This is a genomic window from Micromonospora sp. NPDC049529 (assembly GCF_055586685.1).
On record NZ_JBVJHT010000012.1, the window covers coordinates 286,361 to 302,042 of the forward strand.

Here is a 15,682-nt window from a genome sequence, read left to right on the forward strand (position 1 = left end):
GCGGTAGCGGCACGGTCGGAAACGGGGGGCGACGCGTCACGCGTCGCCCCCCGTTCATCGCTGACAGGTCAGAGGTACTGACCGGTGTTGCTGGCGGTTTCGATGGAACGGCCGGCCTCGGCGCCCTTGCCACCGGAGACGAGCGTACGGATGTAGACGATCCGTTCGCCCTTCTTGCCGGAGATCCGGGCCCAGTCGTCCGGGTTGGTGGTGTTCGGCAGGTCCTCGTTCTCCCGGAACTCGTCGACGCAGGCGTCGAGCAGGTGCTGCAGTCGCAGCCCCTTGCGCCCGGAGGAGAGGAACTCCTTGATCGCCATCTTCTTGCCCCGGTCGACGATGTTCTGGATCATCGCGCCCGAGTTGAAGTCCTTGAAGTAGAGCACCTCTTTGTCACCGTTGGCGTAGGTGACCTCAAGGAACCTGTTCTCCTCGGTCTCCGAGTACATCCGCAGCACCACGGCCTCGATCATGGCCGCCACCGTGGCCTGGGCATCCTGCCCGTGCTCGGTGAGGTCGTCCGAGTGCAGTGGCAGCCCGGTGAGGATGTACTTCGAGAAGATGTCCCGGGCCGCTTCGGCGTCGGGCCGCTCGATCTTGATCTTCACATCGAGTCGGCCCGGACGCAGGATGGCCGGGTCGATCATGTCCTCCCGGTTGGAGGCGCCGATCACGATGACGTTCTCCAGCCCCTCCACGCCGTCGATCTCGCTGAGCAGCTGAGGAACGATCGTGTTCTCCACATCCGAGGAGACACCCGAACCACGGGTACGGAACACCGAGTCCATCTCGTCGAAGAACACGATGACCGGAGTGCCCTCGCCGGCCTTCTCCCGAGCCCGCTGGAAGATCAACCGGATGTGCCGCTCGGTCTCGCCGACATACTTGTTGAGCAGCTCCGGACCCTTGATGTTCAGGAAGTAGCTGGTGTGCTTCTGCTCACCACGCCGCTCGGCGATCTTCTTCGCCAGCGAGTTCGCCACCGCCTTGGCGATCAGGGTCTTCCCGCAACCGGGTGGACCGTAGAGCAGGATGCCCTTCGGCGGGCGCAACTGGTGCTCCCGGAAGAGCTCGGCGTGCAGGAAGGGCAACTCGACCGCGTCCCGGATCTGCTCGATCTGGGACTGGAGGCCACCGATGTCGCTGTAGTCGACGTCGGGCACCTCCTCGAGGACGAGTTCCTCCACCTCGCTCTTTGGAATGCGCTCGTACGCGTACGCCGAGCGCGGCTCGATCATGAGCGAGTCGCCGGCTCTGATCGACGAGCCGATCAGGGTCTCGGCGAGGTGCACGATCCGCTCCTCGTCGGCGTGGGAGATCACCAGGGCCCGGTCACCCGGCCCACCGGTGGGACTCTCCAACACCTCCTTGAGCATCACGACCTCTCCGACCCGCTCGAACCCGAACGCGTCCACGATGTTGAGCGCGTCGTTGAGCAGGACCTCCTGACCACGTCGTAGTTCGTCGACCTCCAATGACGGAGATACCGCCACGCGCAGCTTCCGACCGCCGGTGAAGACATCCACCGTGCCGTCATCGTGCCGCGCGAGGAAGACGCCGTACCCGCTGGGCGGTTGCGCCAGCCGGTCGATCTCTTCCTTGAGCGTGACGATCTGGGCTCGTGCCTCTTTGAGAGTGCTCACGAGCCGGTCGTTGTTCTCGGTCAGTCGAGCCAGCTGCGCCTGAGTGGCCGCCAGTCGTTCCTCGAGCTGCCGGACGTGTCGGGGGCTTTCGGTCAGCTTGCGCCGTACCAAGGCCAGTTCCTCCTGAAGGAACGCGACCTGGGTGGAGAGATCGTGGGCCTCCTTCTCCCACCGTGCGGCGCGCGAGTCCGCGTCGTCGCTGCGTGCCACGTCCCACCTCCCCGGGGGGCTTGAACGTTCTGCCCTAACACTAGCCGCTATGACGCCGATTCGGTCCCATGCAACACCCTCGTCACCGAACCTTGATCGTCACCAGGGACGCCGCTGGGGTCGTACGGGGGCGTTCGGGTACCGTCGGGTACGTGCCGGACGAACGGATGGAGGGGTCATCGTGGTAACCCAGACCGAGACCGATGAGCTGCGAGTCTGGGTGGACCAGGACCTCTGCACCGGTGACGGGCTCTGCGTCCAGTACGCCCCGGAGGTCTTCGAGTTCGACATCGACGGCCTGGCGTACGTCAAGGACGGCTCGGGCGAGATGCTGCTCGCCCCGGGCAGCCGGGTCGACGTCCCCGCCCACCTGCGGCTCGACGTGATCGACGCGGCCAAGGAGTGCCCGGGCGACTGCATCCACGTGCTGCGCAGCCGGGACGACGTCGAGATCGCCGGTCCGGACGCCGAGGACTGATCCGGACACCGACGACCACCGGCCGACCCGACGCGCGGTCGACCGGGATCCGGCCGGAGGAGCACCCCGGCCGGACGGTCACAGCACGGGACGACCGAGCACCGACGCGACCAGTCGGGCGAACTCCTCCAGCCGGGCGATCTGTCCCGCCCCGCCGTCGTCGAACGTCTTGCCGAACCGCAGCGCGTCGTGCCTCGGCGAACCCACCACCTCGTCCGCCGGCACCCCCTCGTCCAGCGAGCTGAGCAGCAGGTACACGTCGATGCTGTCGACCCGTACGCCACCGCTCGGGGTCCGGGTCAGTCGCCGCCGGCAGCCGACCTCGGTCACCGTCGAGACCGGCACGACCCGCAGCGACGAGGTCATCGACCCGGCCGGCCCGTCGTCCGGCGGGATGTCCTCGCCGTGCCAGAGGATCAACCGGCTGCCGTCGCAGACCGCCACCTCCTGCCAGACCCCGTTCACCTCGTTGACGAACCGCTCCAGGGTGAAGCCGAGCACGGAGGCGCCGCGCAGCACACCGCCCAGCGCCTCCAACGCCACCTCGGGGTCGCGCAGGTAGGCCCGCGCCGCCGACTCCAGGTCCTGGTACGGCGACCAGTCCGGGAAGACGGCGGGCAGGTCCCCGCCGCCGAAGGTGGGCCTGCTCATGCGGACCTCCCGAGGTTGATGATCACTGCACGGTCCCCTACCCCGCCTCGTCCACGCCGACCGCCGGGGCGAGCGGTGCCGACTCCGCTTCCCGGGCGGCCTGCTCCGCCGCCCGCAGTCCCGCCTTGCGCGCCGCGTACGCCTCGACGCCCTTGCTCGGCTTGCGGCGCCGGGGCGGAGCGGTCACACCGGGCGCGAGCTTGCGGGCGGAGACCAGGAACGCGGTGTGCGCGATCATCCGGTGGTCGGGGCGCACCGCCAGTCCCTCCAGGTGCCAGTCGCGCACCAGCGACTCCCAGGCCCTCGGCTCGGTGAAGCCGCCCCGCTCGCGCAGCGCCTCGACCAGGTCGGAGAGCTGGGTGGTGGTGGCCACGTAGCCGATGAACACCCCACCGGGCACCAGCGTCCGCTCCACCAGGTCGAGCACGTCCCACGGGGCGAGCAGGTCCAGGATGATCCGGTCGAACTCCGGCTCCCGGCAGGTCGCCACGTCGCCCACGGTCAGGTGCCAGGACGGGTGCGGACCACCGAAGAAGGCCTCCACGTTGCGGCGGGCGATCTGGGCGAAGTCGTCGCGCAGCTCGTACGAGTGCAGTTCGCCGGTCGGTCCGACGGCGCGCAGCAGGGAACAGGCCAGCGCACCCGAACCGGCACCGGCCTCGAGCACCTTCGCACCGGGGAAGATGTCGCCCATGGCGACGATCTGGGCCGCGTCCTTCGGATAGATCACCTGAGCCCCACGGGGCATCGAGAGCACGTAGTCGGCGAGCAGCGGACGCAGCGCGAGGTACGCCGTCCCACCCGCCGAGGTGACCACGCTGCCGTCGGGCAGACCGATCAGGTCGTCGTGTTCGAGCGCGCCCCGGTGGGTGTGGAACGACTTGCCGCCCTCCAACGTGATCGTGTGCATCCGACCCTTCGGATCGGTCAACTGCACCCGGTCACCCGGCCGGAACGGGCCACGGTGCGCCGGTACCGGCGCGGCGTCGGTGGGGTGGGCGGTGGTGGGCTGTGCGGTCACTGAGTCATCTTTCGTTTCGGCTCCAGGAGCTGCGCCAGATCGGCGATGTGCAGAACGCCGACGACATCTTCGCCTGACGTCACGAGATACTGTGCGCCCGGGTCGGTCTGCACCGCCCGGATGACCTGTTCGCCGTCCAGATCGACCGGGATGGTCGGCAGGGCGTCCAGGCCACGGGCCACCGTGTCGACCGCGACCCAGGGCCGCCGGTCCACCGGCACCGCCTCGGCGGCGGCCCGGTCGACCAGGGCGACCAGCCGGCCCGACGAGTCGTCGACCCCGAGCGCCACCGGCGCCGCCCCGGCGTCTCCCCGGCGCTGCGCCTCGGCCAGCGGGGTGCCGGTCGGCACCCGGAACACCGGTCTGGCCAACCGGTGCAGGTCGATCAGGGGGAACCGGCGGCTGATCCGGGCCATCCGGATCGACTGGCCGGCGCCCTGCCACAGGGTGAAGGCGACCAACACCATCAGGGCCAGCCCCAGCGGCGCGATCAGCCCGAGCCAGGTCAGCACCCCGACCAGGACGACCGTGCCGACCGCGACCGCCCGGCCGGCCCAACCGGCGACCTCGGTGCCGAGGTGCCGGTCCCGACTGACCGCCCAGACCACGGCGCGCAACGCCCGACCGCCGTCCAGCGGCAGACCGGGCAGGATGTTGAAGACCGCCACGATGACGTTGCTCACCGCCAGTTGCAGGGCGAACTGGTCGAGCAGGGTGCGATCGGGCAGCAGTACGGTGGCCACCACCGCCGCCAGGCCGAGCACCAGCGACACGGCCGGGCCGGCGAGCGACACCAGCAGGTCCACCCGCGGCGTCGGCGCGTCGCGTTCCATCTCGGTGTAGCCGCCCAGCAGTTCGAGCGTGATGCCGCGTACGCCGATGCCGTACCGGCGGGCCGTCACCGCGTGCCCGAGCTCGTGCAACAGCACCGAACCGAGCAGGAAGACCACGAAACCGAAGCCCACCAGGTAGCCGGTGACCTGCGACAGATCCAGCTCACGACGGACGAACTCGCCGTACACGACGGTCACCAGGACGGCCAGCAGCACCATGGACGCGTTGACGTAGACCGGGACACCGAACACCCGGCCGACGGCGAGGCCGGGACGGCGGTCCGGCCGGTTCTGCCGTCTTGAACTCCGCTGCACCGTGTCGATGCTACGTAACCGTGGTGAGCGGGCTCGCCCGCGCCTTGCCACCGGGGGGCGGTGCCGGCGTTACCGTCGTACCCGTGGCCTAGCCTTCCGGTCATGGTGGCGGAGATGGTGACGAAGCAGACGGCCGGGCGATCCCCGGTGGCCCAACGACCCGCGGGGCCCTCCCTTTCGCCGTCGCGGGCGGCCGATTTCAAGACCTGCCCGCTGCTCTACCGGTTCCGCAGCATCGACCGGCTGCCCGAGCGCCCCAGCCTGGACCAGATCCGGGGCACCCTGGTGCACGCGGTGCTGGAACGGCTCTTCGACCTGCCGGCGCCCGACCGGACCCCGGCTGCCGCGGGCGACCTGGTGGCACCGCAGTGGGACCGGCTGGTGGCCGACGAGCCGGAGCTGACCGGGCTGTTCACCGAGGAGACGGCGGTCGACGTGACCGAGTTCCTCGGCTCGGCCCGCCGGCTGCTGGAGGGCTACTTCACGGTGGAGGACCCGCGCCGGCTCGAACCCGCCGAACGGGAGACGTTGATTTCCACGGTGGTCGACGACGAGCTGCTGATCCGGGGCTACATCGACCGGCTTGACGTCGCCCCGGACGGGGCGCTGCGGGTGGTCGACTACAAGACCGGTGGGGCCCCCCGGGAGGCGTTCGAGGCCCGCGCCCTGTTCCAGCTCAAGTTCTACGCGCTGGTGCTCTGGCGGACCCGTGGGGTGGTGCCGAAGGTGCTGCGGCTGCTCTACCTCAAGGACGCCGAGATCTGCGACTACGCGCCGGACGCCGAGGAGCTGGCCCGGTTCGAACGTACCCTGGTGGCGCTCTGGCGGGCGATCGAGCAGGCCACCGCGCGGCAGGACTTCCGGCCGAAGCCGAGCCGGCTCTGCGACTGGTGCAGCCACCAGGCCCTCTGTCCGGCCTTCGGGGGCACCCCGCCGCCGTTCCCGGAGTTGACGATCACCGCCGTGGTGCCGGAGCAGCCGAGCCGGTCCGCCGGTACGGCGGTGGACGAGTAGCGCCCCGCCCGAAGCGGGCCACCGCCCGTCCGGGACGGGCCCCACCCTCGTCCCGGATCGGGTCGCCCTCGTTCCTTCGAGCAGGAAGATCCTCGTCCCGGGGGCGGAAGATCCTCGTCCCGGGACGGGAGGCCTCATCCCGGAGGAGGAGGCGCACTCCACCCTCGGTGCGGACGACTCCGCCCCGACAGCGGCTACCGTGCGGAGATGACCCGTATCGACGCCCCGACCGGCCTCGACCGGCCGTCGGGTCGGACCGGGCCGGGGACCGGGTCGCGCCCACCGGTCCGCCGCTGGCGGATCCCGCGACCCACCGGGTACGCCCCGGCCGTCCTTGGCCGCGACGGCTTGCTGGCAACCCTGGTGGTGCTGGCCGAGACGCTGCTGACGGCCACCATGCCGGCGGGGACGACCGCCGACGGCTGGCCGAGGACGGTCGCCTGGAGCCTGGTCTGCGCGCTGCCGATCGTACTGAACCGGGTCTGGCCGCCGGTGGCGGCGACGCTGGCGCTGGCCGGTTTCACCGCCGCGGTGGTCGACGGCCACCAGCCACTCACGGCGGTGGTGGCGTTCATCCTGCTGACGTACACCACCGCGGCCGGGTTCCCGCTGCGCCGGGCGGTCCTCGTCGCCACCGTACTCTGGGCGCCGGTCCTGGTCACCGCGTTGGCGCTGCCGGCGGCCCGGGACCAGCTCGGGGTGCCGGGCGGGTACCTGCTGTTCACCAACGTGCTGATCGCACTGGTCTGTTTCTTCGTCGGGCGCACCGTGCACGCCCGGCGGGCCACGATCCGGGCCTTGGAGGAACGGGCCAGGGTCGCCGAGGAGAACCAGCGTTCGATGGCCGACCAGGCGGTCGCCGACGAGCGGCGCCGGATCGCCCGTGAACTCCACGACGTGGTCGCCCACCACGTCAGCGTGATGAGCGTGCTGGCAACCGGTGCCCGGCGGGTACTCGCCCGCGACCCGGACGCCGCCGACGAGGCGCTGGGCAGCATCGCGCAGACCAGCCGGACCACCCTGCGCGAGCTGCGCCGGCTGCTCGACGTGCTGCGTACCGACGCCGAGCCGGCCGCCGACCTCGCCCCGCAGCCCGGACTGGCCGGGCTGGAGTCGCTGGTCGAGCAGGTCCGGGAGGCGGGCCTGCCGGTCTCACTGCGGATCGACGGCGTGCCCTCGGCGCTGGAACCGAGCCTCGCGCTGACCGTGTTCCGGATCGTGCAGGAGGCGCTGACCAACGCGCTCAAACACGCCGGTACGGCCACTGCCCAGGTCCGGCTCACCTACGGCGTCTACTGGCTGGTGGTGGAGATCCTCGACACCGGTCGCGGCCCGTCCCTGGACCCCAACCCGGCCGGACACGGGCTGGTCGGGATGCGGGAGCGGGTCGCCCTCTACGGTGGGACCCTACGCACCGGCCCCCGTCCGGGCGGCGGCTACCGGGTGCACGCGAAGGTTCCGATGGAACGCTCCGGCGTGCCGAGCAGCGAGGAGACGGCGTGACTGACCCGCAGGTCGGCTATCCGCGCGGGGGTCCGCGTCCGGTGCGGATCCTGCTCGCCGACGACCAGCCGCTGCTGCGTACCGGGTTCCGGATGGTGCTCAGCGCCGAGACCGACCTCGACATCGTGGGCGAGGCCGGCGACGGCAGCGAGGCGGTCGACCTGGCCCGCCGGTTGCTGCCGGACGTGGTGCTGATGGACATCCGGATGCCCCGGATGGACGGGGTGGCGGCGACCCGGGCGATCGTCGACTCCCGGCTGCCGGTGCGGGTGCTCATCCTGACCACGTTCGACCTGGACGAGTACGTGGTGGGGGCGCTGCGGGCCGGCGCGAGCGGGTTTCTCGCCAAGGACGTGCCCGCCGAGGACCTGGTGACCGCGATCCGTACGGTGGCCGCCGGGGAGGCGGTGGTCGCGCCGCGCATCCTCAGGCGGCTGCTGGACCAGTTCGCCGGTGTCCTGCCGGATCCGTCGGCGACCCTGCCGAAGGCGCTCGACGTGCTCACCGAGCGGGAGCGGCAGGTGCTGGTGCACATCGCCCGGGGACTGTCCAACGCGGAGATCGCCCGTACGTTGTCGATCAGCGAGACGACCATCAAGACGCATGTCGGACACGTACTGACGAAACTCGGTCTGCGTGATCGGGTGCAGGCGGTCGTGTTCGCGTACGAGTCGGGTCTGATCCGTCCGGGCGCGTGACGCGCCGGTAATGGTCGCGCGACGGAACGTGGCGTGCCCTTACCCTCCTGAAGTCGGAGCCGAAGGGTACGGCGGTCGTAGCGGAAAACCCTCCGCGGGCAGGATGGCCGGATTGCCCCGGCACCCTAGCGTGACCCTAGGACGGCGATCGCCGTCATCTGACTGAGGGAGAGATCGTGACGGGGACAGTACCAGCGCCCAGCGCTACCGCAGCGGCACGCGCGAGTGACGTGTGGAAGGTGTACGGCAGCGGTGAAGCGCAGGTCATCGCCCTCCGCGGAGTCACCGCCGAATTCGAACAAGCCCGCTACACCGCCATCATGGGACCCAGCGGCTCCGGCAAATCCACCCTCATGCACTGCCTCGCCGGACTCGACTCCGTCACCCGCGGCACCATCCACATCGGCGACACCACCGTCACCGGACTCAACGACAACGGACTCACCAAACTCCGCCGCGACAAAGTCGGCTTCATCTTCCAACAATTCAACCTCCTCCCCACCCTCACCGCCGAAGAAAACATCCTCCTCCCCCTACGCATCGCCGGCCGCAAACCAAACCCCGACTGGTACAACACCGTCATCAAAACCGTCGGACTAGCCGACCGACTCCACCACCGACCCAACCAACTCTCCGGCGGCCAACAACAACGCGTCGCCTGCGCCCGCGCCCTCGTCGCCAAACCCGACGTCATCTTCGCCGACGAACCCACCGGAAACCTCGACTCCCGAGCCGGAGCAGAAGTCCTCACCTTCCTCCGCGACAGCGTCCGCAACCACCACCAAACCATCGTCATGGTCACCCACGACCCCGTCGCCGCCAGCTACGCCGACCGCGTCATCTTCCTCGCCGACGGCAGCATCGTGGACGAGTTGACCGACCCGACGGCGGAGGCGGTGCTCGACACCCTGAAGCACCTCGACGTGCTGGCCCACCAGGCCGAGGTGGCGTGATGCTGCGTGCCACGCTGAAGAGCCTGCTCTCCCGCAAGCTCCGGCTGGTCCTGTCCGGTTTCGCGATCATCCTCGGCGTCATGTTCGTGGCCAGCGCCTTCGTCCTCACCGACAGCCTCGGCGGCCGGTTCGAGCAGCTGTTCCAGACCGTGAACAAGGACGTGGCGGTCCAGGTGCAGGCCACCGACGAGGCACGGGAGGAGGCGACCCCGCCGCTGCTGACCGAGGCCGACCTGGATCGGCTGGCGACGGTGGACGGGGTCCGCTCCGTCGTCGGGGACGCCAGTTCGGACGGCCTGATCCCGTTCCGCAAGGACAACGGCAAGGCGCTGCCGGCCGGCGTCCCACACCTCGGGGTCGGGCTGGGCGAGGACGACTTCGTCGCCGACGGCCTGCTGACGGTGGCCGAGGGCCGGGCCGCCCGGGCCGACGACGAGGTGACCCTGACCCGGTACACCGCCGAGCAGACCGGTCACCGGATCGGCGACCGGATCAAGATCTACGTGCCGAGGAGCGCGACCAGCCCGGAGTGGACGATCGTCGGGCTGCTGGAGTACTCCGGTGGTCGGGCGACGCTCGGCGGCGAGACGATGGTCGGCTTCACCGTGCCGGAGGCGCAGCGCCTCTTCTACGGGCGGACCGGGGTGTTCGGCGCCGCCCAGCTCCAGGCCGAGCCGGGAGTGTCGCAGCAGACCCTGAAGCAACGGGTGGCCACGGCCACCCCGACCGGGTTCGAGGCGATCACCGGGGAGGAGGCGGCCGAGGAGCAGGCCTCCGCGCTGAAGCAGCTGCTCACCTTCGTGAACTGGTTCTTCCTCGGCTTCGCCCTGATCGCGCTGCTGGTCGGGATGTTCCTGATCTTCAACACGTTCAACATCATCATCGCCCAGCGGTCCCGGGAGCTGGCGCTGCTGCGGGCCCTCGGCGCGAGTTGGCGACAGGTCACCGGCAGCGTGCTGGTGGAGGCGCTGGTGGTGGGCGTGATCGCGTCCACGCTGGGGCTGGGCGCCGGCATCGCGGTCGCGGCCGGGTTGCAGTCGCTCGCCGCCGCCACCGGCTTCCCGCTACCGGAGGGTGGACTCACCGTCAGCGGCACCGCCATCCTGGCGTCGTACCTGGTCGGCGTGGTCATGACGGTGATCGCGGCGCTCGTGCCGGCGATCCGGGCCGCCGGGGTGCCGCCGATCGCGGCCATGCGTGACCTGGTCCGGCCGGACAAGTCGCTGCGTGGGCTGACCATCACCGGCGGGGTGATCACCGCGATCAGCGTCGCGCTGCTCAGCGTCGGTCTGGTCGGCGTGGACGGGCTCACCGCGCCCGCCCTCGGCGGTGGGGTGCTGCTCGCCGTGGTCGGGGTGGCGCTGCTCTCCCCGGCCCTGACCCGACCGGTGGCCGGCACGATCGGTCGTCTGGTCAGCTGGGACGCCGCGACCGGGATCGGCCGGCGCAACACGCTGCGCAACCCGCGCCGGACCGCCGTGACGGCGGTCGCGCTGATGGTCGGGGTGAGCCTGGTCAGCGCGGTCAGCGTGATCGGCGCGTCGCTGAAGGCCAGCGTCACGGACCTGGTGGAGAACGACCTGAGCGCCGAGGTCATCGTGACCACGAGCGTGCTGGCACCACCGAGCGGCAAGGAGGGCTTCGATCCGGCCCGGCTGGCCCAGGCCGCCCGGATTCCGGGGGTCACGGCGGTTCTCGCGACCCACCTGGCGGTGCTGCCCCTGGACGGCAACCCGAACGGGTACGTCCAGGCCGCCGACCTGCCCACCGTCCGGTCGATGATGTCGATGGACCAGGTGGCCGGCACGTTGACCCCGACCGGGGAGAACGAGGCGATCGTCGACGACGGCACGGCGGAGGGCAACGGCTGGTCGGTCGGCAGCACCTTCGTGGTCACCATGCCGGTCGGCGGTGACCGTACGTACACGGTCGCCGGGATCTACCAGCGGACGGCGGTGGCGAACGGGGTGATCCTGCCCCCGTCGCAGGTGCGGTACTTCGCCGGGCCGCTGGCCTTCCAGGGCCTGGTCCAGGTCGCCGAGGACGCTGACGTGGCCTCGGTGACCCGTCAGGTCGAGCAGCTGATGGCCGACTATCCGCTGGTCGCCGTGGTGGACCAGGCGAGCTTCGTGGCCCAGCAGACCTCGGCGGTGGACCAGTTGCTGGCGATCTTCTACGTGCTGCTGGCGCTGGCCGTACTGGTGGCGTTCCTCGGCATCGTCAACACCCTGGTACTGAGCATCTACGAACGCACCCGGGAACTGGGCCTGCTGCGCGCGGTCGGCATGCGCCGGGCGCAGGTCGTCGCGATGGTGGCGGTGGAGTCGCTGCTGATGGCCGTCTTCGGCTGCCTGCTCGGGGTCGGGCTCGGGGTGGCACTCGGGGTCACGGTCACCGAGGTGCTGCGCAACCTGGACGCGATCTCGATGATCGCGCTGCCGTACTGGCAGCTGGTCGGGTTCCTGATCGCGGCCGCCCTGGCCGGGGTTCTGGCCGCCGCGTGGCCGGCGTGGCGGGCGTCGCGGCTGAACGTACTCGACGCGATCTCCTACGAGTAACCGACCGGCGTACGACTGCGGGGTGGGCGTTCGCGCCCACCCCGCACTGCGTTTCCGCCGTTGCGGCCGGTGAAAAACGCCTGGCCAGCCGATCGACGATCCGGTCAAATCACCACCCGAAGCGCTCCGTTTACGGAAAAATTCGGTCGGGTGACCGGAATGGGCCGTTAGCAGTCAGGGGCAACCCTGAGGGTGGCATCCGGGCCGACCCGCAGCGGAATATCCGCGCCGGCTCCACCCAGGGGTGGACGAGTCAGGCGTTGGTGGCACCGACGATGGACACTGCCGGGCGGAGCAGCGGTGCCCGGACAGCTGAGACTTTCTTCGAAGGAGAATTCGAGTGACCGCGACGGTAGGCCAGAACACGCAGGCGGCGGCGCGCGCCAATGAGGTGTGGAAGGTGTACGGCAGCGGTGAAGCGCAGGTCATCGCCCTCCGCGGAGTCACCGCCGAATTCGAACAAGCCCGCTACACCGCCATCATGGGACCCAGCGGCTCCGGCAAATCCACCCTCATGCACTGCCTCGCCGGACTCGACTCCGTCACCCGCGGCACCATCCACATCGGCGACACCACCGTCACCGGACTCAACGACAACGGACTCACCAAACTCCGCCGCGACAAAGTCGGCTTCATCTTCCAACAATTCAACCTCCTCCCCACCCTCACCGCCGAAGAAAACATCCTCCTCCCCCTACGCATCGCCGGCCGCAAACCAAACCCCGACTGGTACAACACCGTCATCAAAACCGTCGGACTAGCCGACCGACTCCACCACCGACCCAACCAACTCTCCGGCGGCCAACAACAACGCGTCGCCTGCGCCCGCGCCCTCGTCGCCAAACCCGACGTCATCTTCGCCGACGAACCCACCGGAAACCTCGACTCCCGAGCCGGAGCAGAAGTCCTCACCTTCCTCCGCGACAGCGTCCGCAACCACCACCAAACCATCGTCATGGTCACCCACGACCCCGTCGCCGCCAGCTACGCCGACCGCGTCATCTTCCTCGCCGACGGCAGCATCGTCTCCGAACTGGTCGAGCCGACCCCGGAGACCGTGCTGGACACGATGAAGAAGCTCGACGGGCTTGCCGAGGCGGGGCTCTGATGCTGCGCGCAACCCTGAAGAGCCTGCTCGCCCGCAAGGTCAGATTGGTCCTGTCCGGGCTCGCCGTGGTGCTGGGCGTCATGTTCGTCTCCGGCTCGTTCGTCCTCACCGACACCCTCGGGCGCTCCTTCGACTCGGTGTTCAGCGACGCGTACGCCAACACCGACGTCAACGTGGCGGCGAAGCCGAAGATCGCGGTCAACGAGTTCGAGGGCGAACAGCTCGCCAACCCGCTGCCGGCGAGCACGCTGGACACGGTGCGCCAGGTGCCGGGCGTGGCCGAGGCGACCGGCGTGGTCGGCACCGACGGGGCCCGCCTCATCGGCAGCAACGGCAAGGTGGTCACCTCGTTCGGTCCGCCGCAGTTGGGCGGCAACTGGACCGGGGAGAACGATCTGCTGAAGCTGCGCGAGGGCCGGGCACCGAGCGCCGACGACGAGATCGTGGTCAACGCCGGCCTGGCCAAGGCGGCCAAGGTCAAGGTCGGCGACCGGGTCGGCGTACTGGTGGACCTGGCGCCGAAGCAGGAGTTCACCCTCGTCGGTGTCTTCGGTTACAGCGGTGACCGGGACAGCCTCGGCGGCGTCAACGAGGTGGCGTTCACGACCCCGGTCGCGCAGCGGCTCATGCTCGGCGCACCGGACGTGTTCAGCAACATCAGCGTCCGCGCCCAGGACGGGATCGACCAGGCCGCGCTGCGCGACCGGGTCGCGGCGGCGGTCGGCGACGGGTACGAGGTGAAGACCGGCAAGCAGCTCTCCGCCGACTCGTCCGCCGGGCTGAAGGAGGGACTGGCCTTCTTCAACCAGATCCTGCTCGGCTTCGCCGGGGTGGCGCTGCTGGTCGGCACCTTCCTCATCCTCAACACGTTCTCGATCATCGTGGCGCAGCGCACCCGTGAACTGGCCCTGATGCGGGCCATCGGCGCCAGCGGCAAGCAGGTGATCCGTTCGGTCCTGGTCGAGGCGGTGGCGATCGGGCTGGTCGCCTCGGTCCTGGGCCTGGGCGCCGGGATCGGGGTCGGCGCGCTGCTGGCGTACGTCTTCGGGCAGGTCGGCGGCGGCCTGGAACTGGCCGGCGTGGGTGTGCCACCGATCGCGGTGATCAGCTCCTTCGCGGTCGGGATCCTGATCACGGTGGTGGCCGCGCTGATCCCGGCGCTGCGGGCGTCCCGGATCCCGCCGATCGCGGCGATGCAGGACGTGGCGACGCCGGACCGCCCGCTGACCAAGCTCACGGTCGCCGGAGCGGTGGTCGCGGTGCTCGGCGCCGGGCTGCTGGCCCTGGGCCTGACCGGTGCGGCCGGCGACGCGATCCTCGGCACCATCCTCGGCGGTGTGCTGCTGGCGTTCGTCGGGGTGGCCCTGCTGACCCCGGTGATCAGCCGGCCGGTGGTGTCCGTGCTCGGCCGGATCTTCTCCTGGTCGGTGCCGGGCAAGCTCGGCCGGCTCAACTCCGGGCGCAACCCGCGCCGCACGGCGATCACCGCCGCCGCGTTGATGATCGGCATCGCGCTGGTCACCGGCGTGACGATCATCCTGGACTCGGCCAAGTCGAGCATTTCCGGTCTGGCCGAGGACACCATCACCGCCGACCTGGTGATCTCCGGTGCCCAGTCCGGGCCCCGGCCGCCGACGTTCGACCCGGTGGTCCTGGACCGGGCCGCCGAGTTGCCGGGCGTGAAGGCCGTCGCCGGCTTCTGGGGCGATCTGGCGCAGGTCAACGGCGAGCGCGAGTACGTCAACGCGACCAGCGACGTACCGGCGATGATCGACATCTACGGGGTGAAGGCGACCGCCGGCAGCGTCGACTCACTCACCGCCGACCAGGTGCTGGTCGACGACGCCACCGCGCGCGAACTCAACCTCACGGTCGGCTCGACCGTGCCGGTGCAGCTGTCCCGGGGCGACCCGCACACCTACACGGTCAGCGGCGTCTACGCCAGCTCCGAGCTCTACAGCGGGTTCCTGCTGCCGCGCGAGGCGACGAAGGACTTCGCGATTCCCCGGCCGTCGCAGGGCTACCTGCAACTTGACTCGGGCGCCACGGTCGGGCAGGTGTTGCCGCAGGTCGAGAAGCTGCTCGCGGACAGTCCGGAGGTGTCGGTGGCCGATCGGGCGTCGTTCATCAAGCAGCAGACCGGGCAGTTCGACAGCCTGCTGCGGATGATCCAGATCCTGCTGGCGCTGGCGATCCTGATCGCCGTACTCGGGATCGTGAACACGCTGGCGCTGTCGGTGCTGGAGCGGACCCGTGAGCTGGGGCTGCTCCGGGCGATCGGGCTGAACCGGGCCCGGACCATGTGGATGGTGACCGTCGAGGCCGTGGTGATCTCGGTCTTCGGGGCGCTGCTCGGCATGGCGGTCGGCACCGGGCTGGGCGCGGCGGTGGTCCGGGCGCTGCGCGACGAGGGCATCACCGACCTGGTGCTGCCGTGGACGCAGCTCGGCGTGCTGATCGGCCTGGCCGCGGTGGTCGGCGTGGTCGCGGCGGTGCTGCCGGCGATCCGGGCGGCACGGATCAACGTGCTGGGCGCGATCGCGCACGAATAGACGCTCCGGGGGACGGAGGGTGGTGGGGGGGGGGGGGGGGGGGGCCCCCCCCCCCCCCCCCCCCCCCCAACGGTTGCTGCAACCCCCCCCCAGCCGACCAGCAGACCAACAAAGCCCAGTCCTCCCCCTGTCGGCTCTCCCCCCAGTG

At 70.3% G+C, this 15,682-nt stretch carries 12 protein-coding genes; 8 read left to right on the forward strand and 4 right to left on the reverse strand.

What is annotated here, in order from left to right:
* Positions 1-68: 68 nt before the first annotated feature.
* Entirely contained in the window at positions 69-1,850 is a 1,782-nt protein-coding gene (gene arc, locus ACZ6QQ_RS23010; protein WP_363602800.1) for a proteasome ATPase, read from the reverse strand.
* A gap of 181 nt (positions 1,851-2,031) precedes the next feature.
* Between arc and ACZ6QQ_RS23015 the strand changes: the two genes are divergently transcribed.
* Positions 2,032-2,328: a ferredoxin gene (locus ACZ6QQ_RS23015; RefSeq protein WP_465878916.1), complete on the forward strand. Its 297-nt coding sequence runs from the start codon at positions 2,032-2,034 to the stop codon at positions 2,326-2,328.
* A 78-nt stretch (positions 2,329-2,406) separates the two neighbouring features.
* Here the strand turns inward: ACZ6QQ_RS23015 and ACZ6QQ_RS23020 are convergent, their stop codons facing one another.
* Genes ACZ6QQ_RS23020 through ACZ6QQ_RS23030 form a run of 3 tightly spaced genes read right to left on the reverse strand, consistent with a single transcriptional unit; the run spans position 2,407 to position 5,085 of the window.
* Positions 2,407-2,979, reverse strand: a complete 573-nt coding sequence (locus tag ACZ6QQ_RS23020) for a hypothetical protein (RefSeq protein ID WP_465878917.1) — start codon at positions 2,977-2,979, stop codon at positions 2,407-2,409.
* A 37-nt stretch (positions 2,980-3,016) separates the two neighbouring features.
* Entirely contained in the window at positions 3,017-4,000 is a 984-nt protein-coding gene (locus ACZ6QQ_RS23025; RefSeq protein ID WP_465878919.1) for a tRNA (adenine-N1)-methyltransferase, read from the reverse strand.
* A complete protein-coding gene (locus tag ACZ6QQ_RS23030) occupies positions 3,997-5,085 on the reverse strand; it encodes a site-2 protease family protein (protein ID WP_465878947.1) in 1,089 nt (362 codons plus the stop codon). Before ACZ6QQ_RS23030 ends, ACZ6QQ_RS23025 begins: the two co-directional genes overlap by 4 nt.
* Before the next feature lie 165 nt (positions 5,086-5,250).
* Here ACZ6QQ_RS23030 and ACZ6QQ_RS23035 point away from each other — a divergent pair, with 165 nt between their 5' ends.
* The 7 genes from ACZ6QQ_RS23035 (at position 5,251) to ACZ6QQ_RS23065 (ending at position 15,534) form a co-directional block, all read left to right on the forward strand.
* On the forward strand, positions 5,251-6,162 hold the full coding sequence (locus ACZ6QQ_RS23035) for a RecB family exonuclease (protein ID WP_465878920.1): 912 nt from the start codon (positions 5,251-5,253) through the stop codon (positions 6,160-6,162).
* Positions 6,163-6,369: 207 nt separating this feature from the next.
* Entirely contained in the window at positions 6,370-7,665 is a 1,296-nt protein-coding gene (locus tag ACZ6QQ_RS23040; RefSeq protein ID WP_465878923.1) for a sensor histidine kinase, read from the forward strand.
* Entirely contained in the window at positions 7,662-8,363 is a 702-nt protein-coding gene (locus tag ACZ6QQ_RS23045) for a response regulator (protein ID WP_465878924.1), read from the forward strand. Before ACZ6QQ_RS23040 ends, ACZ6QQ_RS23045 begins: the two co-directional genes overlap by 4 nt.
* A gap of 176 nt (positions 8,364-8,539) precedes the next feature.
* Positions 8,540-9,316 (forward strand): ABC transporter ATP-binding protein, encoded by a 777-nt coding sequence (locus ACZ6QQ_RS23050; protein WP_465878926.1) that lies wholly within the window; start codon positions 8,540-8,542, stop codon positions 9,314-9,316.
* The gene (locus ACZ6QQ_RS23055; protein WP_465878928.1) at positions 9,316-11,874 is read left to right on the forward strand and encodes an ABC transporter permease; all 2,559 of its coding nucleotides are present in this window, start codon (positions 9,316-9,318) and stop codon (positions 11,872-11,874) included. Before ACZ6QQ_RS23050 ends, ACZ6QQ_RS23055 begins: the two co-directional genes overlap by 1 nt.
* Before the next feature lie 340 nt (positions 11,875-12,214).
* Complete coding sequence (locus ACZ6QQ_RS23060; protein WP_465878930.1) at positions 12,215-12,982, forward strand: ABC transporter ATP-binding protein; 768 nt, start codon at positions 12,215-12,217, stop codon at positions 12,980-12,982.
* Entirely contained in the window at positions 12,982-15,534 is a 2,553-nt protein-coding gene (locus tag ACZ6QQ_RS23065) for an ABC transporter permease (protein ID WP_465878931.1), read from the forward strand. The genes ACZ6QQ_RS23060 and ACZ6QQ_RS23065 overlap by 1 nt, the downstream gene beginning before the upstream one ends.
* The last annotated feature ends 148 nt before the right edge of the window (positions 15,535-15,682 follow it).

Excerpts from the sequence above, each read along its gene's own strand:
- ACZ6QQ_RS23055 (WP_465878928.1), top strand. The coding sequence starts at position 9,316 with ATGCTGCGTGCCACGCTGAAGAGCCTGCTCTCCCGCAAGCTCCGGCTG.
- ACZ6QQ_RS23040 (WP_465878923.1), top strand. The coding sequence starts at position 6,370 with ATGACCCGTATCGACGCCCCGACCGGCCTCGACCGGCCGTCGGGTCGG.
- ACZ6QQ_RS23020 (WP_465878917.1), bottom strand. The coding sequence starts at position 2,979 with ATGAGCAGGCCCACCTTCGGCGGCGGGGACCTGCCCGCCGTCTTCCCG.
- ACZ6QQ_RS23035 (WP_465878920.1), top strand. The coding sequence starts at position 5,251 with ATGGTGGCGGAGATGGTGACGAAGCAGACGGCCGGGCGATCCCCGGTG.
- ACZ6QQ_RS23065 (WP_465878931.1), top strand. The coding sequence starts at position 12,982 with ATGCTGCGCGCAACCCTGAAGAGCCTGCTCGCCCGCAAGGTCAGATTG.